This window comes from Methylobacterium sp. Leaf125 (assembly GCF_001423085.1).
Lineage (GTDB): Bacteria > Pseudomonadota > Alphaproteobacteria > Rhizobiales > Beijerinckiaceae > Methylobacterium.
The window spans coordinates 782,688-801,796 of record NZ_LMNU01000012.1 but is presented as its reverse complement, the minus strand read 5'-3'; the positions used below and the strand labels follow the sequence as shown (position 1 = coordinate 801,796).

Genomic DNA, 19,109 nt, shown 5'->3' with positions numbered 1-19,109 from the left:
TCCCAACCCGGTCTCAGGCCGCCAGCGCAAGCGCATCGCTGCCGGCGAGGCTCTCGGTCAGGAAGGTGATGAGGGGGCGCATGAGTTCGCCCGCGCGATCCTCGCCGATCACCGTGACCTCGGTCATCGGCAGGGCGGGCCAGAGCTCGGGGGCCTGCAGGATCCGAAGACCCTCCTGCACGAAGGAGCGGCCGAGCAGGGTGACCCCGAGGCCGCCGGCCACCGCCGCCTGGACACCCATCAGGCTGCTCGCCGTGCAGGCGGCGACCCAGTCCCGGCGGACCGAGTCGAGTGCCGTGATCATCAGGTCGCGGTAGCTGCAGGGGGCGGCCAGCATCACCAGGCGTGCGGGCTGGTTGAAATCCGGCTGGTGGTCGGCCGCCGCGAGCCAGACCAGGGGCTCGCGCCAGATCACCCGGCCGCGGGGGGCGGCGCCGCTGCGCTTGGCGATGACCGCATCGAGCCGGTCGGCGTCGTAGGCCTCCAGGAGGGTGCAGCTCAGGCCCGTCATCAGGTCGATATGCACGCCGGGATGCAGGCGGCCGAACCGGGCCAGCAGCTTCGGCAACTGCCCGGGGATGAAGTCTTCCGAGACGCCGAGGCGCAGGGTCCCGGAGGCCGGTGGGGCACGGAAGGCGCGCAGCATCGCGTCGTTGAGTTCCAGGATCTGCCGAGCGGACACCAGGAGGCGCTCGCCGTCGCGGGTGAGGCCGAGGCGGCGGCTGGTCCGGTCGAAGACGCGCTTGCCGAGGATCTCCTCCAGGCGCAGCACCTTCTGGCTGACCGCGGATTGCGAGCGATGCACCACGTCGGCCGCCGCGGTGAAGCTGCCGGTCTCGGCCACGGCCACGAAGGCCCGCAACAGGTCGATCTCAAGGTCCGGATGGCGCATGGTGCAGTGGCTCAACTGATGCAGAGGCGATGATCAATCAGTAAGTCGAATGCGCCGCACCGCGGCACCAGCGCCGGTGGTGCGGCGGGTCGGTCCGAGAGCGAACCGGAACACCGGCAGGTTCGGCCCTTGCCGTCGTGGGCGGGTGCATCCTCGTCGCGAGGCAACGCTGGGGCAGGGGTGCGGAGTGGCGTTCGGCATCGTGGTCACGCTGATCGGCGATCACGCGCTGAAGTCGCACCTATCTGTGAGGGTCGACCCATGCGAGCTTTCAGAGAATTGCATGATCGACCTTCGGTCGTCCAATTCCACTCTCACGCCGGCATCCAGGACGGTCCGCCCATACAAGGTGGCGTTGCGCCCAAGTTCCAGTCCTGTGCGCCTCGTTGTGAGCATGTCGACAGGGAGCCGCGACCCGACCTATCCGCCCGCGACCTGTGCGTGATGACTGCGTGAGGCGCGGAACGACTTCTCCAGGGGTACCAGTGTGATCGAGCGAAAGGTCGAGAACAGCTCGAGCAGGGTGGTATTCTGTCTTTCTTCGGTCGGAAATATTAGTTTTACGAACATCGCTTGGAGGGTCATTTAGGCGATTGACAGGATAGGGATAATTCTGGGAAATTTAATCAAATAGAGGGTTTGAATCATGTTGGGTTGGTTTCAACCGCAAGAAACTCGAGATGAAATACTCCGACGTGGGGTCATTCCAAATGTACATAGAGGTATCGAAATTGGGGCGCTCAACAATCCGATTGTGCGTCCTGAAGAAGGTCAAATCGAGTTTGTAGATTACGGCCCCACACATGTTCTCAAGGCGCAGCACGCTCACTTGCCTGAGAGGGTTGCGGGGATCGTCGACGTCACGCACGTATGGACTGGGAGTGGCTCGCTGGCTGACATCGTCGGAGGTGCAGAACGGTTCGACTACGCAATTGCCAGCCATGTCATAGAGCACGTTCCGAACGTTCTGGGATGGTTTCGCGGAATCTACGAGGTGCTCAAGCCGGGAGCTGTTTTCAATCTTGCTGTTCCGGACCGGCGCTACACCTTTGACGTCCTTCGGCATGAAAGCACTATTGGTGAGTTGGTCGAAGCTGATTTTCTGAACTACACGGCTCCAAGTGTTCGGCAGATGTTCGATAGCTGCGCGCTGATGGTTGCCATTGATCCAGGCGCGATTTGGACGAATCCGGTCGATCCAGAGACGCTCCCACCGTTCATGGGGGATATCGCCCTCCCCCTCGCATTGGCTCAAGCGAAAGCGATTAGGAATGAGAGCCGATATTGCGACTCTCACTGCTGGGTCTTTACGCCCAAGAGCCTAGCCGCTCTTCTGCACGGAGCAACAATGCTGGATCTGTTTCCCTTCGTGGTGGAAGACATCTTGCCGACCTATCCAGGGCAGTTTGAATTCTTCGTCAGGCTTCGAAAAGCAGCCAATGTCGAGGAACATCGCCCACAGGATCGGTTGACAGCCCTGACTGCGATAACGACAGCGCTGGAGCGGCATCAACGCAGTTCCAAATTGGCTGCGATGTAAAACGCCCTTGCATCCTTCACATCCCGCGGCGAGGGGTGCATTTCACCGAAAGGGAGACCGAACGAGGGTCGACGACATCACAAGGGCACGCGCCGGTTCGCATGCCAAGCGTACCGACCTTGCTTCCGTGGCGGCATCTGAAATTTGCGCCGATATCGGCCGTTGTTCTGGCACGCCGCATGACAGGGGCGTCCGGTCTTTCCACTCCGAAAAACTGACTTCCTTTCGGAACCGCACGCAAGCGACGACGTTACGCGCGTGCGGGGCTCGATGGCCCGCGATCAGGGCGTCGGCCTGCAGGTCCGGCGTCCCTCGTCATCACGTTGCTCAACGGAGGATGTGGTCATGAGGACTTACGATGTGTCACCCCTGTTCCGGTCCTCGGTCGGCTTCGACCGGCTGTTCGACCTGCTGACCCAGGCCGAGCGGGTCGAGGCCTCGACGGCCTGGCCGCCGTACAACATCGAGAAGGCGGCCGAGGACCGCTATCGCATCACCATGGCGGTCGCCGGCTTCACGCCGGACGAGATCGACCTCGTCCAGCACGACACCACCCTGCTGGTCTCCGGGCGGTCGACGGGTCCGGAGGGCGAGCGCCAGTATCTCCACCGCGGGATCGCGTCTCGGTCGTTCCGCCAGACCTTCAACCTCGCCGAGCACGTCACCGTCCTCGGCGCGTCGCTCGAGAACGGGCTGCTTACCGTCGACCTGAGGCGCGAGGTTCCCGAGGCCCTCAAGCCGCGCCGCATCGCCATCGGCGGGGCCCAGGGCACCGTCGGACAGGACAACGCGCCGGCCCGGATCGCGGAGGCCGAGCCGGGGGAAACGCAGGAGCCCGGCGCGCGGAGCGCCGAAGGCGCACGGACAGGCGACAGCGCTCGCGGCCGGGGACAGCCCGAGGCCGCCTGATGCCCTGCCCGGTCCCCGGGCAATCCGAACTCGGCCCCGTTCGGATATCGGATCCCCCGTGGACCCGGGGCGCCGTGACGACCTCCGGGCCGGCGAAAAAATTTTGGACGTCAACCATGCTGATGGAGCGAGCCATGAGTGTGAGAGATCTGCTTCCCTGGACGCGCAACGCGGGCGCCGCCGGGCCGGGCCCGATGCGGACCGAGCCGCTGAGCCCCGTCCTGACCCACCACCGCGAGATGAACCGCCTGTTCGACGACGTCTTCAGCGGCCTGAACGGCGCATCCACCCTCGGCCGAGGCGGCGTCGGCTGGCCCAGCGTCGACGACGTCGAGACGGACGAGGGCCTGCGGGTCTCGGCCGAGCTGCCGGGTCTGGACGCGAAGGATGTCGAGGTGCTGATCGAGGACGGTGTCCTCACCCTGCGCGGCGAGAAGCGCTCGGAGACGAGCGACGCGGCCCGCGGCTACACGGAGCGCACCGACGGCCGCTTCGAGCGGACGATCGCGCTGCCCTTCGCGGTCGCGGCGGACAAGGCGGAAGCCACCTTCCGGCACGGCATGCTCAGCGTGACGCTGCCCCGCTCGGCCCAGGTCCCGGCCTCGGCGCGCCGCATCGCGATCACCGGCGGCGCGCAGACCGGGACGGCCCATTGAGCGGCGCCCGAGCCCGGGGGGCCTGACGCGGCGGGCGCGCACGCTCGGGTCGCGCCCGCCGATCCGGCACTTCCGGAAAAATCCCGGTTCCCCGAAAGACCTCTGCTCACCGAAAAGCCCTTGCTCACCGAGAGACCCTTGCTCACCGAGAGGATGTCATGCAGCTGTCGGACACGACCATCGAGCGCCTGGGGCCGTTGGCTTCGGCGACCCTGCGGGCGGCGGCCGTCGATCCCTTCGAGGCCTTCGTCGCGCCGGGCGACGTCTTCCGGCACCCGCGCGAAGTGCTGACCTATCCGGGCCTGTCGCTCGCCGAGAAGCGCGCCATCCTGGCCTCCTGGGCCTCGGATTCACGTGCCGTCGAGTCCTGTCCGGCCCTGCGCTGCCTCGAAGGCTGCCGGGCCGAGCCGGTGCCCCTCGACGCGGTGCTGGCCGCGCTCCAGGCCCTGGACGCGGGGCCGGTGACGGGGGCTTGCGTCCGTGACGGCCTCGCGGGCGAGGTTGCACGGGCGGACGGCCTGAACTGAGGGCGGAGGTGCGAGATGCAGACCTTTCCGCGCAAGACCCGGCGCCATCGCCCGGATCGGTCGCGGCGGGCCGGCCCGCCCCGCTCGGGCGCCGAGGCGACGCGCCTCGTCGACGGGGCCGCGACCACGGGCCTCTGCGTCGGGCTCGCTGCGCTCCTGCAAGTGTGGCCGGCCGGGCCCATTCCGGCGGGAGCGATCCTGACCGGGCTCCTGGCGAGCGCCGGCTACCTTTGGCTCGCCGTGGCGATCACCGAGGACGATGCAGGCGGCGATCCCCGCCGCGCGACGGGCTGGGATGTGTCCGCTTGGAATGTGACCGCTTGGGATGTGGCGCTGGTGCTCCTCGCCGCCAGCGTCGCGGTGCGGGCCGCGGCCCCGCTCGGCGCGTGACGGGCGTGGAACCGCCACGTCGCCTGAACGCGGCGGGCCGGCCCGCCGACCCTCCCGGGCCTTGCCGCGGCCCTGGCCGCCCGGGGCCACGATGGGCGCCTGGACGGGCAGGACCCCAAGGACAGCCGGGAGACGCGACCGGGGCCGGGCCGCGTCGCGGGCTGCGCCGCCGGCCCGCGGGGCCGGCGGCGGGGCGCCTAGTCGTAGGGGTCGTAGGCCGGTCCGTAGCCGTAGCCCACCGGACGCGGGCCGAAGCGGCGCGGGCCGTAGAAGCCGTCCCGCTCCACCACCACGTCGCGGACCACGGGCCGCGGCCGATACACCACCGGCGGCTCCTCGATCACCTCGCGGACGATCCGGCGCGGCGGCACCACGGGGCGCTCGACCACGACCTCCCGGACGACCTCGCGGGGCGGGACGACGATGCGCCGCTCCACGATCGTGCGGCGGGTCACCACCGTCTCGGGCGCCTCGTAGGCGTCGTAACCGTAATCGGCGGCCCGGGCGGCCGAGGGGCCCAGGAGCGTCCTGGAGACGAGTCCGGCCGCGGCGAGGCCGGCCCATGTGATCTGTCTCATGCTCGCTCATCCTTTCGTCATCGAACAGGGCCGCAAGGAGGGCGGCCATGCCCGGTAACGCGAAGGGGCGGCATTTGGCCGACTCGCTCCGGCGCGATCAGTCGAAGACCCGCTTCAGTCGAAGACCTGCTTCAATCGAAGACCCGCTTCAATCGATCACCTCGACCACCCGCCGGGTGCCCGGCTCGACCAGCACCGGATGGTCGTTGACGATGGTGTAGTTGTAGCCCTTCAGTGCGAATTCGGAGGGAACGTCGTAGTAGACCACCCCATCCTCGGGCAGCACCGCGCCGACCCGGACGGCGCCCGGGTAGGCGTAGGACGGGCGACGCTCGGCGCTGGCGTAGATCCGGAAGCGCTCGCGCCGGTCGACCCCCAGGATGCCGTTGGCCGTGCCGACGGCGGCGCCGATCGCGCCGCCCACCACCGCGCCGAGGGGGCCGGCCGCCAACTCGCCCCGCGCGGCCCCTTCCTGCGCGCCCTGGACGAGGCCTTGCGCCTGGACCGGACTGAGGCTCGCCAGGACGAGGGCTGAGGCGGCGGCGAGGATCTTGAGGGTCATGGGGCGGGTCTCCGGTGCGGATGGATGCGGCTGCGAGCGGGCAACGCGGCCCGCCGCGTCCGGTGCCCACGACGCGACCGACAAGGCGGACCCGTGTCGCGCCGGACACAGGGGCGTCACGAGTCGGATCCATGAGGAAGCCGGCACGGCTCGGCGACGCCGCCGGCCTGCGACGAGGCTGGCGGCGCAGGTCTCCCGACGCGCGCGCCACCCGATCACCAGGCAGGGACACGAAGAGCGATGGCGGCCGTCGAGACGATCGAAGCGCTGGAGCGCATCTACGGAGACCTCGGCGCCGTCGGGGAGGCCTCGACGACCAAGGTCACCGACCACATCACCCCGGATTACGGGCGCTTCATCGCGGTCGCGCCCTTCGTCGCCCTGGCGACCGTCGGCCCGGAGGGGCTGGACTGCTCGCCGCGCGGCGATGTCCCGGGCTTCGTCCGCGTCGCCGATCCCCGCACCCTGATCCTGCCGGACCGGCGCGGCAACAACCGGATCGACAGCCTGCGCAACGTCGTGCGCGACCCGCGGGTCGGGCTGATGGTCCTCATCCCGGGCGTCGGCAACGCCTTGCGGGTCAACGGCCGGGCCGTGGTCGAGGACGATCCGGCTCTGCTCGCCAGCTTCGCGGTCGACGGCAAGGCGCCGCGCACCGCCCTCGTGATCACCGTGGGCGAGGTCTACTTCCAGTGCGCGCGCGCCCTCATTCGCTCGGGCCTGTGGCGCGCGGACAGCCACGTCGACCCGAAGACCCTGCCGACGCCCGGGCGGATCCTGGCCGGGCTCAGCGAGGGCCGGGTCGGCGGCGACGCCTACGATGCGGCCTGGGCCGAGCGGGCGCGGCAGACGATGTGGTGACCGCCGGGCAGGGGTCCGCCGGGCCCCGCGGATGTGAATCCGCACCGCGCCTGGCCGGCTTGGCGCTGATGATGCATCAGAGCCGCGCTCCGTCTCGAAGTCCCGTGTCCTGAAGTCCCTCGCCCCGAAGTCCCTCGCCCCGAAGTCCCTCGCCCTAAAGTCCCTCGCCCCGAAGTCCCTCGCCCTAAAGTCCCCCGGACCTGATGATCGCCCTCCCCCCGCCCCACCGCGCCGCCGAACCGTCCACCCGCCCTGCCCCGCCCCGGACCGGGATGGCGACGGCGCGCCGGTCGCCCGGCGCCGGGAGGCCGGCATGAGCGAGCTCGACGGCTGGGCGGAGCGCCGCCGCATCGCCGAGCAGGGGCGCGGCGAGCGGCCCTGGTCCCTCTGGGGGCCGTATCTCAGCGAGCGCCAGTGGGGCACGGTGCGGGAGGATTACAGCCGGGACGGCAATGCCTGGCGCTCGCTGCCGCACGACGAGGCGCGCTCGCGGGCCTATCGCTGGGGCGAGGACGGCCTCGCCGGGCTCTGCGACGAGCGCGGTCAGATGTGCCTCGCCCTCGCCCTCTGGAACGGGCGGGACCACATCCTCAAGGAGCGCCTGTTCGGCCTCGCCAACGAGGAGGGCAACCACGGCGAGGACGTCAAGGAGGTCTACCACTACCTCGATGCGGTCCCGAGCCACGCCTACCTGAAGTTCCTCTACCGCTACCCACAGGGGGCCTACCCCTACGACGACCTCGTGCGCGAGGGACTGCAGCGCGGCCGCGACCAGCCGGAATACGAGATCGAGGAGACCGGGCTGTTCGCCGAGAACCGCTTCTTCGACGTCACGGTGGAATACGCCAAGGAGGACGTCGAGGACATCCACGTGGTGATCACGGCGGTCAATCGCGGGCCCGAGACGGCGGACCTGCACCTGATCCCGCAGCTCTGGTTCCGCAACACCTGGTCCTGGAGCGAGACGGCGGCGCACCGGCGCCCGGCCCTCGCCCTACGCCCCGACGGCGGCATCGCTTGCGAGCATCCCCGCCTCGGGCTCTACCGCCTCAGCTTCGACGGCTATCCCGACCCGCTGTTCTGCGAGAACGACACCAACCTGCGCCTGCACGGCTGGGAGCCCGACGCTCCGGGCCCGTTCAAGGACGGCCTGCACGCGGCGATCGTCGACGGCGACGACGGGGCCGTGCGCCGCGACGCCGGCACCAAGCTCGGGCTGCACTACTTCCGCCAGCTCGAGCCGGGCGAGACCACCCGGGTCACCCTGCGCCTCTCGGCCGGCCCGCGCCTGCGCCCCGTCGACCGCGAGGGCACCATCGTCCATCGCCGGATCGCGGAGGCGGATGCCTTCTACGAGGCGCTGCAGGACGGCATCGGCGATGCCGATTCCCGCGCCATCTACCGGCAGGCCGCCGCCGGCCTGATCTGGTCGAAGCAGCTCTATGCCTACGACGTCCGGCTCTGGCTCAAGGGCGACCCGCTCCAGCCGGAACCGCCCAAGGAGCGCGACGGCGGCCGCAACGTGCACTGGCGCCACTTCGCCGGAGCGGACGTGCTCTCGATGCCGGACAAGTGGGAATATCCCTGGTTCGCCGCCTGGGACCTGGCCTTCCACTGCCTGCCCCTGGCGCTGCTCGATCCGGACTTCGCCAAGAAGCAGCTCCTGCTCCTGACGCGCGAATGGTACATGCACCCGAACGGGCAGCTGCCGGCCTACGAGTGGGAGTTCGGCGACGCCAACCCGCCGGTCCATGCCTGGGCCACCTACCGGGTGTTCGAGATCGACCGGGACCGGCGCGGCGGGCGCGGCGACCTCGCCTTCCTGGAGGGCGTGTTCCACAAGCTCCTCATCAACTTCACCTGGTGGGTGAACCGCAAGGACGCGGAGGGCCGCAACGTCTTCCAGGGCGGCTTCCTCGGCCTCGACAATGTCGGGGTGTTCGACCGCTCGCGCCCGCCGCCGGGCTTCGGCCGCATCCACCAGGCCGACGGCACCGCCTGGATGGCGATGTACGCCCTCAACATGATGCGCATCGCCCTGGAGCTGGCGCTCCACAACGACGTCTACGAGAGCACCGCCTCGAAGTTCTTCGAGCACTTCCTGCTCATCGCCGAGGCGATGACCGACATGGGCGGCGAGGGCTTCGGCCTCTGGGACGAGGAGGACGAGTTCTACTACGACGAGGTCGACATTCCGGGCGGCGGCATGCTGCCCTTGCGGGTCCGCTCGGTGGTCGGCCTGGTGCCGCTCTTCGCCGTCGAGGTGATCGAGCCCTGGGTGCTGCAGCGCCTGCCCGACTTCGCCCGGCGCCTGAACTGGCTCCTCGAGCACCGCCCGCACCTCGCCTGCCTCGTCTCCCGCTGGGACGAGGGCGGCGTGCAGGACCGCAAGCTGCTGTCGCTGCTGCGCGGCCACCGGATGAAGGCGCTCCTGCGCCGCATGCTCGACGAGGCCGAGTTCCTCTCGGCCCACGGCATCCGCTCCCTGTCGAAGGCGCACCGCGACCAGCCCTACGCGCTGAACGAGTTCGGCGCCTCCTTCACGGTGCGCTACGATCCGGCCGATTCCACCTCGAACATGTTCGGCGGCAACTCGAACTGGCGCGGGCCGGTCTGGATGCCGATGAACTACCTCATCATCGAGGCCCTGCGCCGCTTCCATACCTATTACGGCGACGACTTCCTGGTGGAGTACCCCACCGGTTCCGGCGACCACCGGACCCTGGCCGCCATCGCGGACGCCCTGGAGGACCGGCTGATCGCCCTGTTCACCAAGGATGCGGACGGCCGCCGCCCGGCCTTCGGCGACCGGCCCCCGATCCCGCCGGCCCCCGGCGCCGAGGAGGCCCTGCTGTTCCACGAGTTCTTCGACGGCGACACGGGCCGCGGCCTCGGCGCCTCGCACCAGACGGGCTGGACCGCGCTGATCCTCAACCTGCTGCACACCCGTGCCCGGAGGCCGGCGGAGTAGGATGCCGGCGCGCGGTCGGGAGGCGATCCGTCAGGCGATGGGTTGGCTCAGATAGGCCACCATCATCTCGGCGACGGCCCGGTCGGCATAGTCCGTGACGCTCTCGCGCCAGGTGACCGGGAAGGCCTCGACCACGCTGCGGCCGGCCAGGACCTCCGCGAGTTCGTGCGGCAGGAGCCCGTTCTCGATCGCCGCGGCGGCCGCCGCCCGGCCGTAGCTTCGCCGCAGGTCGCGCGGTCCGGCCAGGATCGCGGGGTTTGCCGGTCCGGTCGGCTCAAAGGCTGTGGTGTGAACGCTCATGGTCGTCATCTCCGCCGAAGTGTTGCCCTGTCTGCGTCGCGTCGCGTCCTACGCAGCGGCGACAGGGGGCGGGGTGGCGGGCGCCTTGGCGGGCAAGGCGGCGGTGAAGCTGCATCGGCTGGCTCATGGCGTCGGCTCCGGTCGTCGGCGTGCCCGTGCCGCCGATGCAGAGGACGATAGCTGCATCGCCCGGGAATGTGCTTCCAAAGATCCGGCGCGCCGGAGAGCGGCGTCGCACCGAAGGCTGGTTCGGCGGAAGGCTCAGGCGGCCCGGCGGTGGCCGAGCTCGTCGGCCACCGCGCGAGCGAGGTGACGGGCCGCGTCGCGGATATCCGGCACCGCGATGCATTCCCAGACCACGCCGCGCAGCATCGGCCCGAAGGCCCAGATCGGAGCGTGGTGCGGCGGACCCACGACCGTGCCGCCGGGGCTCGCTGCGATCCCGAGGCCGAACGGGCCGGGCCGGACGAGGCCGCGGGCCAGCAGGGTGCGGAGCAGCGGATCGTCGGTCTCGGCGAGCCGGCTGAAGCCGGTGGCGTCGAGGATGCCCTGCGCCTCGATCCGCTCGCGCCGGTCGGTGCCGCGCGGGCGCAGCGTCACCACCGCCCGGTCCGGCGCCGCGTCGATGGCCAGGATGCGCCCGGCCCGGACCACGAGGCCGCCGCGCCGGATCTCGGCCGCGATGGCCTCCGCCGCCGGGGGGGCCGTGCGGTGGCGGTGCACGTCCCAGTAGGGGCGGACATGGCGCAGCATCCTGGCCTGCTCGGCCCGCGGCAGCCCGGCCCAGAGCGCGTCGGTGATCGGCCGCAGGGCGTCGATGACTCCGCGCCAATCGTCGCCGTCCTCCCGGGCCGCCGCGATCCTGCGCCGGACGGCGGCGACGAGTTGGCGGGCGGAAGCGCGGATCTCGGGGGTGAACTCGGGGCGCCGGCCTGCCGGGACGGCCGCGTGGGGCTTCGGCAGCAGCCCCCGGCGGGACACGGCGACGATGCGGCCGGTGAACCCTTCCCGGCGCAGGGCCGCCACCGAATCCATCATGGTCAGGCCGGTGCCGATCACCAGGACGTCGCGCGCCGGATCGAGGGCGCCGAACGCTTCCGGACGCCACGGATCGAGCCGGTACCGGCTCGGCACGACCGTCGGACCCGGAAGGTTGCCCATCGCCAGGACCAGGCCCGCCACCGGTCGAGGCGGAACGCCCGCCCCGTGCAGGACGAAGCCCTCCGACACCGGCTCCACGTCGACGATCGCCGCCGAAAGCGGGACCAGCCGGTCGCCGGCGCTCGCCAACACGCGGGCCCAGCGCTCCGCCAGGTAGCGGCCGTAGAGCCCGCGCGCCGCGAAGGTGCCGGCCTCGGTCTCGCGGATCCCCCGCCGCTCCTCTGTGCCGAAGGGCGTGCGCGCCAGCCAATCCGCGAAGTCCTCGGGCCGCTCGGAATCGGCGCTCATCTGGCTCGCCCGGAGATTCAGCAGATGCTCCGGGTTGGTGGTGGCGTAGGCGAGCCCGAGGCCGAAGGGGCGGCTGCGCTCGCAGAGCAGCACCGCACGATCCGCCGGCAGGGCGCGCAGCAGCTGCTCCGCCGCCATCAGGCCGCTGAAACCGCCGCCGATGATCGCGATGGGACGTGGCCCGTGGGTCGAGGACATGGTGGGGGCTCCCGAAGCTGCTGGGCGCCAGGGTCTTACGAAGGTTCTTTAAAGAGAACAAGCCGCGGATCGAAGGCCCGTGAGACGGGGACCGGCACCGTGATCGCCCCCCGATTTGAGTGTATATCCCCTACTCACACGCAATATTCCAAGATCACGGGACGAAGGGGGACGCTTTCCTCCCGTACATCGTTCTTTAAAGAGAACGTTCTCGTTGACTCGCGCCGCGGTGATCGGGACGATGCAGGGGGGGCGCCACGACCGTGCCGGACCCCTTCGCCCGCCGCCGACACCCACCCCTGAGAGGGCCGTCATGAGCTTCCTCGATCCGGACGCCGTCGAGTTCATCGGCTTCGCCGCCCCCCGCGAACAGTCGGAGATCCATGCGCCCACCGGCCCGGCCATCGACCGCGACTACCTGCGCCTCCTGGCCCAGGCGCAGGAATGGGGCGGGTTCGACCGCATCCTGGTGGCCTTCTACGCCACCGCGCCGGACGCGCTCCTGCTCGCGGCGCAGATCGCGGCGGTGACCGAGCGCATCGGCGTGATGATCGCCCATCGCACCGGCTTCACCGCCCCCACCGTGGCGGCGCGCCAGTTCGCGACCCTCGACCAGCTCACCGGCGGCCGCGTCGCGCTCCATGCGATCAGCGGCGGCGACGACCGCGAGCTCGCCCGGGACGGCGACCACCTCACCAAGGACCAGCGCTACGCCCGCACCGACGAGTTCCTGACCATCGCCCGGCAGGCCTGGACCGCCGCGCGCCCCTTCGACTTCGCCGGGGCGCATTACCGGGTCGCGGGTGGATTCTCCGAGGTGAAGCCGGTCGATCCGCGCGGCATCCCGGTCTATTTCGGCGGGGCCTCGCCGGCGGCCATCGCGGTGGCGGGCCGCCACGCCGACACCTACGCCCTCTGGGGCGAGAGCCTGGACCAGGTCCGCGAGGCGATCGCCAAGGTTCGCGCCGCGGCGGCGCCCTACGGACGGCACCCGCGCTTCAGCCTGTCGTTCCGGCCGATCCTGGCCGAGACGGAGGACGCCGCCTGGGCGCGGGCGGAGGACATCCTGGCCCGGACCCGTGCCACCCGCGCCGCGCAGGGGCTCGGCCCCGCCGCGGCTCCGCAGAACGAGGGCTCGCGCCGGTTGCTGGCGGCGGCGGCCGAAGGGACGCGCCTCGACGCCCGGCTCTACACCGCCATCGCGCGGGAGACCGGGGCGTCCGGCAACTCCACCGCCCTGGTGGGCACGCCCGAGCAGGTCGCCGAGGCGCTGCTGGCCTATCACGCGCTCGGCGTGCGCACCTTCCTGATCCGCGGCTTCGACCCGCTGACGGACGCCCTCGCGTATGGCCGCGACCTGATCCCGGCCTTCCGCCGGCTGCTCGCCCGACGTGGCGCCCGGGCGGAGGCGGCGTGATGCGTATCCCCCTCGCAGTCCTCGCGTTTCTGGCCCTCGCGGGTCTCGCCCGCGCCGACGACGCCGTGCCGCGTGCCGACGGCACGGTGCTGCGTGTCGGCGACCAGCGCGGCAACGCCCGGGCGCTGATGGAGGCGGCCGGCGTGCTGGCCGACCTGCCCTACCGCCTCGACTGGAGCGAGTTTCCCGCCGCGGCCCCGCTGCTGGAGGCGCTCAATGCCGGGGCGATCGATGCCGGCGGGGTGGGCGACGCGCCCTTCACCTTCGCGGCCGCCGCCGGAGTGCCGGTGAAGGCGTACCTCGCCTTCCGCAACCGGCAGGACGGCCTCGCCATCCTGGTGGCGAAGGAGTCGCCGATCCGGTCCGTGGGCGACCTGAAGGGGAAAAGCATCGCCACCAACCGCGGCTCCATCGGCCATCAGGTCGTGCTCGCGGCCCTGGAGGAGGCAGGCCTGCCGACGAGTGCCATGACCCTGCGCTTCCTGCCGCCCGCGGATGCCAAGATCGCTCTGGCCAGCGGCAGCGTCGACGCCTGGGCGACCTGGGAGCCTTACACCTCTTCCGCCGAGCTCGCCGGCCTCGCCCGGGTGGTCCGGGACGGCAACGGCATCACCCCGGGCCTGAGCTTCGCGGTGGCGAGCGACGCGGCCCTGAAGACCAAGCGGGCGCAGCTCGCCGATTTCGGCCGGCGCCTCGTGGCGGCCCGGGACTGGGCCCTGAAGGACCCCGCGCCCTACGCCGCAATCTGGTCGAAGCTCATCGGCCTGCCCGAGGCGGTGCCCCTGCGCTGGTTCGCGCGGGCGCAGTACCGGGCCGTGCCGATCGACGCGGCCGTCATCGCCGACGAGCAGCGCACCATCGACCTCTACGTCCGGTCCGGGCTGATCCCGCAGGCCCGCGCCCCGAGCGCCGCGGCGATCCTCGATCGCAGCTTCGAACCGGCGCCCGCTGCGGTACGATGAGCCGCGACCCCCAGCACGCGAGGCGACCCATGCACGGCGATCACGACCACGACCAAGACCAAGACCAAGACCACGATCATGCCCACGATCACGGCCACCACGACCACGCTCACGACGACGCGGCGGCCGCGCGCTGGAAGCACGACGGCGTGCGGGTGATCCCGGGCGACAAGCTCGACGCCAACACGGCCCAGACCCCCGGCATGTTCCGGCAGGCGGCGATCAACCATGCCCGGGTCGGCGCCCAGAAGATCTGGGCCGGCACGGTGGCGATCGCCCCCGACGCCAAGACCGGCGTCCACCACCACGGCGCCCTGGAGAGCGTGATCTACGTGATCTCGGGCCGCGCCCGCATGCGCTGGGGCGACCGGCTCGAATACGTGGCCGAGGCCGGACCCGGCGACTTCATCTTCGTGCCGCCCTACGTGCCGCACCAGGAGATCAACGCCGACCCGGACCAGCCCCTGAACTGCGTCCTCGTGCGCTCCGACAACGAGGCCGTGGTGGTCAACATCACCGATGTCGAGCCCGTCGAGCGGCCCGAGACGGTCCACTGGGTCGACCCCATCCACAAGCATCCCTGACGAGACGAGACTCCATGATCCATCGCCGCCACGCGCTGCGCGCCGCCGCGCTCAGCCTGTTCGCCCTGACCCTGGTCCCCGGAAACGCCCGGGCCGCCGAGGCGGGCAAGCTCCGCATCGGCTTCCAGAAATCCTCGACGCTGATCGCCCTGCTGAAGGAGGATTCTGCGCTGGAGAAGGCCCTGGCGCCGCTGAACGTCACCGTCACGTGGCACGAGTTCACCAGCGGCCTGCCGATCATGGAAGCCCTGAATGCCGGGCAGATCGACGTCTCGGCGGATGTCGCCGACACCGTGCCGATCTTCGCCCAGGCCGCCCAGGCGCGGATCGCCTACATTGCGCAGGAGGCGGCCTCGCCGGCGGCGCAGGCGATCCTGGTCTCGGCCGATTCGCCCATCCGCTCGGTGGCCGATCTCAAGGGCCGCAAGGTCGCGGTGACGAAGGGGGCCGGCAGCCATTACCTGCTGCTGGCCGCCCTCGCGGCCGAGACACTGCCGTTCCGGGCGATCAGCCCGGCCTACCTCACGCCGTCGGACGGGCGTGCGGCCCTGGCCAGCGGCGGCGTCGAGGCCTGGGTCGCCTGGGATCCGTTCCTGTCCGCGGCGGAGCAGCAGACCGGGGCCCGGATCCTGCGCGACGGCACCGGCCTGTCCCCGTACAAGCGCTACTACCTCGCCGGGGCCGACTACGCGACGCAGCGCGCCGACGTGCTCGCGCTCCTGTTCGCCAAGCTGCGCGAGACGGGGGCCTGGGTGAAGGCCAACCCGGACGCCGCCGCCGCCCGGCTCGGGGCCCTGTGGAAGCTCGACCCCGCCATCGTCCGGCAGGCGAACGCCCGGCGCAGCTATCAGGTCGAGCCCGTGACCCGCGCCGCCCTGGCCGAGCAGCAGACCATCGCGGATGCCTTCCGCGCCGAGGGCCTGCTCCCCCGCGCCGTGGACGCCGCGGCCCTGCCGATCTGGGCGCCGCCGAGCCTCTGATCGGGCCGGCTCCGGCCTCGCCGCGCCCCGTCGGGGGCGCCCGAGGCCGAACCGGTCAGCGGATGCCGCCGCTGGCGGTGATGTTCTCGCCGGTGAGCCAGCGGGCCTCGTCCGAGGCGAGGAAGGCGACGACGTCGGCGATGTCGCCCGGGTGGCCGGCACGGCCCAGCGGCGTCTGCGCGACGAAACCCGCCTCCATCTCCGAGCCGGTGATGCCGGCGCTGTGCGTGCCCTCGGTGACCACGTAGCCCCGGCTGACCGTGTTGACCCGGATGCGGCGCGGGGCGAGCTCGTTGGCGAGCACGCCCGAGATCGCGTTCACGGCCCCCTTCGTGCCGCTGTAGACCGCGGCGGCGGGCGTGCTGACATGGGTGATGGCCGAGGAGATGGTGATGATGCTTCCGCCCTCGCCGAGGTGCTTGGCCGCCGCCCCGGAAGCGAGCAGGACGCCCAGCACGTTGATGTCGAAGAGCCGGCGGTAATGCGCCTCCGTGACCTCCTCGATGGCGGCGAATTCGTAGACGCCGGAATTGTTGACCAGCACGTCGAGCCGGCCGAACTGCGCCACCGCCGCCTCGATCAGGGCCTGCGCCTCCGCGGCCTTCGAGACGTCCGCCCGCACCGCCACGGCACGGCCCCCTGCGGCGGTGATCTCCGCGACCACCGCCTCCGCCCCCGCCTGGCTCGAGGCGTAATTGACCACCACCGCCGCGCCGTCCCGCGCCAGCGCCTTGGCGATTCCCGCACCGATGCCCTTCGACCCGCCGGTCACGACGGCAACCTTGCCCTGAAGCTTCGACATCTGAGGATCCTTCCACCCTGGGCCGGCGCCGCCCTGGCGCCCTGCATCCCATAGTTCGGAAGTTCGGAACTTCCGAAGCGCGGATCAAGTCCCTAGATGTCGAAAACATGAGACCGCTGTTCCACCCCGCGCCCGAGGACCTGCAGACGAGTGCGATCCTGCACGCGCTGGCCGACCCGAACCGGGCCGCGATCTTCGCCAACATCATGCGGGCGGGCTGCGTCGAGGCCTGCTCGGCGCTCTCGGCGGTGGGCGACCGGGTGATCCCGAAATCCTCGCTCTCCAACCACTTCAAGGTGCTGCGCGAGGCCGGGCTGATCCGCAGCGAGCGCCACGGCGTCGAGATGCGCAACCACGCCCGCTGGGCGGAGGTCGAGGCCCGCTTCCCGGGCCTGCTCGTGTCGATCCTGAACGCCTATGCGGGCGAGGGTCCGCGGATGGAGGATGGGGCGGCGGAGCGACCCCCAGCGCCCATTCCTCCCGACAACGGGTCGTCGGTCTGACTGCCGATCACTCCGCGCCGTCCTCCCGGGGCGCCTTAGGCGGGCCCGGAAGGACGCGGTGCCGGGGGCGGACCCGCCCGTCGCCCCTCCCCGCCTCGGAAGCCGAACCGCCTCACGCCGCGGCCGCCAGCGCCTTCTGGAATTCCGCCTCGGGCAGGAGCGCCCCGCCGGTGGTCCACACCACCTGGGTGGCGTCGCGCAGCTCGGGCAGGGCCGCCAGGGTCGGGCGGACGGCCGCGAAGGCGGCGGCGGCCGAGGGTTCGAGGCGCAGGGCCGCCCGCTGCCAGAGGTCGCGGACTCCGGCGAAGAGCGCCGCGTCCGCCACGGTGACGACGCCCGCGATGAGGGGCCCGACGGTGCCGGCGACGAGGAGCGAGGCGCTCGACACCGCGAGGCCGTCGGCGGCGGTGCGGTTGTCGAGGCCGATGTCGTAGACGCTGACCGGCCGGTCGAGCCCGGCGGCGAGCTGCACCAGCATGCAGGGGGCGGCGACGGGCTCGACGAAGACGCAGTGGACCGCGTCGCCGAACAGGAGCTTCAGCCCCAGGGTGACGCCCCCCGGCGCGCCGCCGACCCCGCACGGCAGGTAGACCACCAGGGGATGCGCGGCATCGACCGGGATGCCGGCCGCCCCCAGCTGGCGCTCCAGGTCGAAGGCCGCCGCGGCGTAACCGAGAAACAGGTCGACCGAGCTCTCGTCATCGACGAAATGCGCGTCCGCCCGGCCCGCGAAGGCGTCCCGCGCCGCCGAGACCGCGCTGCCGTAATCGCCCGCATGCTCCACCACCCGGGCGCCGATGTCGCGCAGGCGCTGCTTCTTCCAGGCCTTGGCATCGTGGGACATGTGGACCTCGACCTGGAAGCCGAGGGCACGGGCCATCACCCCGACGCTGAACCCGAGATTGCCGGTGCTGCCCACCGCCACGGTGACGGCGCCGAATGCGGCGTGGAGCTCGGGCTCGGCCAGGCGCGCGTAGGATTCGCCCGGGCGCAGCCAGCCCCGCGCCAGGGCCAGCCGCTCGGCCGTGACCAGCACCTCGTAGACGCCGCCGCGGGCCTTGATGCAGCCCGTCACCGGCAGGTCGTGGTCGGCCTTCACCCACACGGCCGCTGCGGCGCCGCCGCTGACATGGGCGGCGACGTCCGGTGCCAGCGCCAACAGGGGCGAATCGATTCGCCCGGTCTCCAAGTCGGGGAACAGGGCCGCCAGCAGCGGGTCGAACCGGCGCCAGCGCGCCTCCGCGTCGCGGACCGCCGCGAGGCCGTAGGCGAGGCCGGGCAGGATCTCGGCGGCCGGCCGGCCGTGCGGATTGCGCCAGACCGTCGGACGCCCCGCGCGCACGGCCTCCGGAATCCCCTGCGGCTGGTCGGACATGGGCAGCATCCCTTCTCGGGTGATGGGTGACGCGGGTACGCGGTCGACGGCCGTCTCAGATGTCCAGCGGCGCATTGTCGACCACCTCCTTCATCACGAAGAAGGTCCGGGTCTGGCGAACCCCCGGCAGGGCGATCAGGGTCGCGCTGTGGAGGCGGTTGAAATCCGCCATATCGGAGACGCGGATCTTGAGGAAGTAGTCGAAGTCCCCGGCCACGAGGTGGCAGTCGAGCACCATGGGCATGGCGCGCGCCGCGGCCTCGAAGGCGGCGAAGCTCTCCGGCGTCGAGCGGTCCAGCACCACCCCGACCATGACGAGGGAGCCGCGCCCGACCTTCTCGGGCGCGATCTGCGCCCGCACGCCCCGGACGTAGCCCTCGTCGAACAGGCGCTGGATGCGCCGATGGCAGGTGGCCGCGCTGGTGTTCACCCGCTTGGCGATCTCGGCATTGCCCATGCGCCCGTCGGCCTGGAGCAGGCGCAGGATCTTCAGGTCCATGCGGTCCAGCCCTGCATCCATGAAAGATCCTCTCGGCAAGGGCGCGACTGACGAAAGGGGAGTTCGTCCCAGGGCGCCCAACGCCCAACATTGCAAAATCCGCGCCACGATTTCGAGAGCACCTTTCGCAGGGTCTTTGCTAGCTTTTCCGGGC

The 19,109-nt window shown here is 71.1% G+C and carries 19 protein-coding genes and 1 pseudogene; 12 read left to right on the top strand and 8 right to left on the bottom strand.

The window, feature by feature from the left end:
* Positions 1-13 precede the first annotated feature (13 nt).
* Positions 14-892 carry a LysR substrate-binding domain-containing protein gene (locus ASF58_RS14785; protein WP_055953525.1) on the bottom strand — a complete coding sequence of 293 codons (879 nt, stop codon included), beginning with the start codon at positions 890-892 and terminating at the stop codon, positions 14-16.
* 646 nt (positions 893-1,538) lie between these two features.
* Here ASF58_RS14785 and ASF58_RS25035 point away from each other — a divergent pair.
* The 5 genes and pseudogenes from ASF58_RS25035 to ASF58_RS14765 all read left to right on the top strand — a co-directional run bounded on the left by ASF58_RS25035 (position 1,539) and on the right by ASF58_RS14765 (position 4,914).
* The gene (locus ASF58_RS25035) at positions 1,539-2,432 is read left to right on the top strand and encodes a class I SAM-dependent methyltransferase (protein WP_082513069.1); all 894 of its coding nucleotides are present in this window, start codon (positions 1,539-1,541) and stop codon (positions 2,430-2,432) included.
* Between the two features lie 345 nt (positions 2,433-2,777).
* Complete coding sequence (locus ASF58_RS14780; RefSeq protein WP_055953522.1) at positions 2,778-3,341, top strand: Hsp20 family protein; 564 nt, start codon at positions 2,778-2,780, stop codon at positions 3,339-3,341.
* Positions 3,342-3,475: 134 nt separating this feature from the next.
* Positions 3,476-3,997 (top strand): Hsp20/alpha crystallin family protein, encoded by a 522-nt coding sequence (locus tag ASF58_RS14775; RefSeq protein WP_055953880.1) that lies wholly within the window; start codon positions 3,476-3,478, stop codon positions 3,995-3,997.
* 158 nt (positions 3,998-4,155) lie between these two features.
* Positions 4,156-4,449, top strand: a pseudogene (locus tag ASF58_RS14770) (hypothetical protein); the annotation flags it as partial.
* Between the two features lie 90 nt (positions 4,450-4,539).
* Positions 4,540-4,914 carry a hypothetical protein gene (locus ASF58_RS14765; protein WP_055953519.1) on the top strand — a complete coding sequence of 125 codons (375 nt, stop codon included), beginning with the start codon at positions 4,540-4,542 and terminating at the stop codon, positions 4,912-4,914.
* A gap of 197 nt (positions 4,915-5,111) precedes the next feature.
* Here ASF58_RS14765 and ASF58_RS14760 read toward each other — a convergent pair whose 3' ends face one another.
* Positions 5,112-5,492 (bottom strand): hypothetical protein, encoded by a 381-nt coding sequence (locus tag ASF58_RS14760; RefSeq protein ID WP_055953516.1) that lies wholly within the window; start codon positions 5,490-5,492, stop codon positions 5,112-5,114.
* A 148-nt stretch (positions 5,493-5,640) separates the two neighbouring features.
* Positions 5,641-6,054 (bottom strand): DUF1236 domain-containing protein, encoded by a 414-nt coding sequence (locus ASF58_RS14755; protein WP_055953514.1) that lies wholly within the window; start codon positions 6,052-6,054, stop codon positions 5,641-5,643.
* A gap of 240 nt (positions 6,055-6,294) precedes the next feature.
* Between ASF58_RS14755 and ASF58_RS14750 the strand changes: the two genes are divergently transcribed.
* Both ASF58_RS14750 and ASF58_RS14745 read left to right on the top strand, forming a co-directional pair.
* On the top strand, positions 6,295-6,915 hold the full coding sequence (locus tag ASF58_RS14750; RefSeq protein ID WP_055953511.1) for a pyridoxamine 5'-phosphate oxidase family protein: 621 nt from the start codon (positions 6,295-6,297) through the stop codon (positions 6,913-6,915).
* A gap of 313 nt (positions 6,916-7,228) precedes the next feature.
* A complete protein-coding gene (locus tag ASF58_RS14745; protein ID WP_055953508.1) occupies positions 7,229-9,886 on the top strand; it encodes a glucosidase in 2,658 nt (885 codons plus the stop codon).
* A 30-nt stretch (positions 9,887-9,916) separates the two neighbouring features.
* Here ASF58_RS14745 and ASF58_RS14740 read toward each other — a convergent pair whose 3' ends face one another.
* Together ASF58_RS14740 and ASF58_RS14735 are read right to left on the bottom strand one after the other, a co-directional pair.
* On the bottom strand, positions 9,917-10,186 hold the full coding sequence (locus ASF58_RS14740) for a hypothetical protein (protein ID WP_200930200.1): 270 nt from the start codon (positions 10,184-10,186) through the stop codon (positions 9,917-9,919).
* A gap of 261 nt (positions 10,187-10,447) precedes the next feature.
* Positions 10,448-11,833: an FAD/NAD(P)-binding protein gene (locus tag ASF58_RS14735; RefSeq protein WP_055953505.1), complete on the bottom strand. Its 1,386-nt coding sequence runs from the start codon at positions 11,831-11,833 to the stop codon at positions 10,448-10,450.
* A gap of 313 nt (positions 11,834-12,146) precedes the next feature.
* On the opposite strand from ASF58_RS14735, the gene ASF58_RS14730 reads away from it, so the two are divergent.
* From ASF58_RS14730 to ASF58_RS14715, 4 genes are read left to right on the top strand one after another with little or no spacing between them, the layout of a single operon-like run.
* Positions 12,147-13,250, top strand: a complete 1,104-nt coding sequence (locus ASF58_RS14730) for an LLM class flavin-dependent oxidoreductase (protein WP_055953502.1) — start codon at positions 12,147-12,149, stop codon at positions 13,248-13,250.
* Positions 13,250-14,212: an ABC transporter substrate-binding protein gene (locus ASF58_RS14725; RefSeq protein ID WP_055953499.1), complete on the top strand. Its 963-nt coding sequence runs from the start codon at positions 13,250-13,252 to the stop codon at positions 14,210-14,212. Before ASF58_RS14730 ends, ASF58_RS14725 begins: the two co-directional genes overlap by 1 nt.
* Before the next feature lie 29 nt (positions 14,213-14,241).
* Complete coding sequence (locus ASF58_RS14720) at positions 14,242-14,796, top strand: cupin domain-containing protein (RefSeq protein ID WP_055953497.1); 555 nt, start codon at positions 14,242-14,244, stop codon at positions 14,794-14,796.
* 14 nt (positions 14,797-14,810) lie between these two features.
* The gene (locus ASF58_RS14715) at positions 14,811-15,776 is read left to right on the top strand and encodes an aliphatic sulfonate ABC transporter substrate-binding protein (protein ID WP_055953494.1); all 966 of its coding nucleotides are present in this window, start codon (positions 14,811-14,813) and stop codon (positions 15,774-15,776) included.
* A 55-nt stretch (positions 15,777-15,831) separates the two neighbouring features.
* On the opposite strand, the gene ASF58_RS14710 is transcribed toward ASF58_RS14715, so the two are convergent.
* Positions 15,832-16,578: a glucose 1-dehydrogenase gene (locus ASF58_RS14710; RefSeq protein WP_055953492.1), complete on the bottom strand. Its 747-nt coding sequence runs from the start codon at positions 16,576-16,578 to the stop codon at positions 15,832-15,834.
* 107 nt (positions 16,579-16,685) lie between these two features.
* Here ASF58_RS14710 and ASF58_RS14705 point away from each other — a divergent pair, with 107 nt between their 5' ends.
* Positions 16,686-17,081, top strand: coding sequence for a helix-turn-helix domain-containing protein (locus ASF58_RS14705; RefSeq protein ID WP_055953489.1), 396 nt, complete (start codon positions 16,686-16,688; stop codon positions 17,079-17,081).
* Positions 17,082-17,193: 112 nt separating this feature from the next.
* On the opposite strand, the gene ASF58_RS14700 is transcribed toward ASF58_RS14705, so the two are convergent.
* The gene (locus tag ASF58_RS14700) at positions 17,194-18,456 is read right to left on the bottom strand and encodes a D-serine ammonia-lyase (protein ID WP_244477327.1); all 1,263 of its coding nucleotides are present in this window, start codon (positions 18,454-18,456) and stop codon (positions 17,194-17,196) included.
* 55 nt (positions 18,457-18,511) lie between these two features.
* On the bottom strand, positions 18,512-18,976 hold the full coding sequence (locus ASF58_RS14695) for an Lrp/AsnC family transcriptional regulator (RefSeq protein WP_055953482.1): 465 nt from the start codon (positions 18,974-18,976) through the stop codon (positions 18,512-18,514).
* Positions 18,977-19,109: the final 133 nt, after the last annotated feature.

Bases quoted from the DNA above. Each gene is read 5' to 3' on its own strand.
- ASF58_RS14785 (WP_055953525.1), bottom strand. From the start codon at position 892: ATGCGCCATCCGGACCTTGAGATCGACCTGTTGCGGGCCTTCGTGGCC.
- ASF58_RS25035 (WP_082513069.1), top strand. From the start codon at position 1,539: ATGTTGGGTTGGTTTCAACCGCAAGAAACTCGAGATGAAATACTCCGA.
- ASF58_RS14780 (WP_055953522.1), top strand. From the start codon at position 2,778: ATGAGGACTTACGATGTGTCACCCCTGTTCCGGTCCTCGGTCGGCTTC.
- ASF58_RS14775 (WP_055953880.1), top strand. From the start codon at position 3,476: ATGAGTGTGAGAGATCTGCTTCCCTGGACGCGCAACGCGGGCGCCGCC.
- ASF58_RS14765 (WP_055953519.1), top strand. From the start codon at position 4,540: ATGCAGACCTTTCCGCGCAAGACCCGGCGCCATCGCCCGGATCGGTCG.
- ASF58_RS14760 (WP_055953516.1), bottom strand. From the start codon at position 5,492: ATGAGACAGATCACATGGGCCGGCCTCGCCGCGGCCGGACTCGTCTCC.
- ASF58_RS14755 (WP_055953514.1), bottom strand. From the start codon at position 6,054: ATGACCCTCAAGATCCTCGCCGCCGCCTCAGCCCTCGTCCTGGCGAGC.
- ASF58_RS14750 (WP_055953511.1), top strand. From the start codon at position 6,295: ATGGCGGCCGTCGAGACGATCGAAGCGCTGGAGCGCATCTACGGAGAC.
- ASF58_RS14745 (WP_055953508.1), top strand. From the start codon at position 7,229: ATGAGCGAGCTCGACGGCTGGGCGGAGCGCCGCCGCATCGCCGAGCAG.
- ASF58_RS14740 (WP_200930200.1), bottom strand. From the start codon at position 10,186: ATGAGCGTTCACACCACAGCCTTTGAGCCGACCGGACCGGCAAACCCC.
- ASF58_RS14735 (WP_055953505.1), bottom strand. From the start codon at position 11,833: ATGTCCTCGACCCACGGGCCACGTCCCATCGCGATCATCGGCGGCGGT.
- ASF58_RS14730 (WP_055953502.1), top strand. From the start codon at position 12,147: ATGAGCTTCCTCGATCCGGACGCCGTCGAGTTCATCGGCTTCGCCGCC.
- ASF58_RS14725 (WP_055953499.1), top strand. From the start codon at position 13,250: ATGCGTATCCCCCTCGCAGTCCTCGCGTTTCTGGCCCTCGCGGGTCTC.
- ASF58_RS14720 (WP_055953497.1), top strand. From the start codon at position 14,242: ATGCACGGCGATCACGACCACGACCAAGACCAAGACCAAGACCACGAT.
- ASF58_RS14715 (WP_055953494.1), top strand. From the start codon at position 14,811: ATGATCCATCGCCGCCACGCGCTGCGCGCCGCCGCGCTCAGCCTGTTC.
- ASF58_RS14710 (WP_055953492.1), bottom strand. From the start codon at position 16,578: ATGTCGAAGCTTCAGGGCAAGGTTGCCGTCGTGACCGGCGGGTCGAAG.
- ASF58_RS14705 (WP_055953489.1), top strand. From the start codon at position 16,686: ATGAGACCGCTGTTCCACCCCGCGCCCGAGGACCTGCAGACGAGTGCG.
- ASF58_RS14700 (WP_244477327.1), bottom strand. From the start codon at position 18,456: ATGTCCGACCAGCCGCAGGGGATTCCGGAGGCCGTGCGCGCGGGGCGT.
- ASF58_RS14695 (WP_055953482.1), bottom strand. From the start codon at position 18,976: ATGGATGCAGGGCTGGACCGCATGGACCTGAAGATCCTGCGCCTGCTC.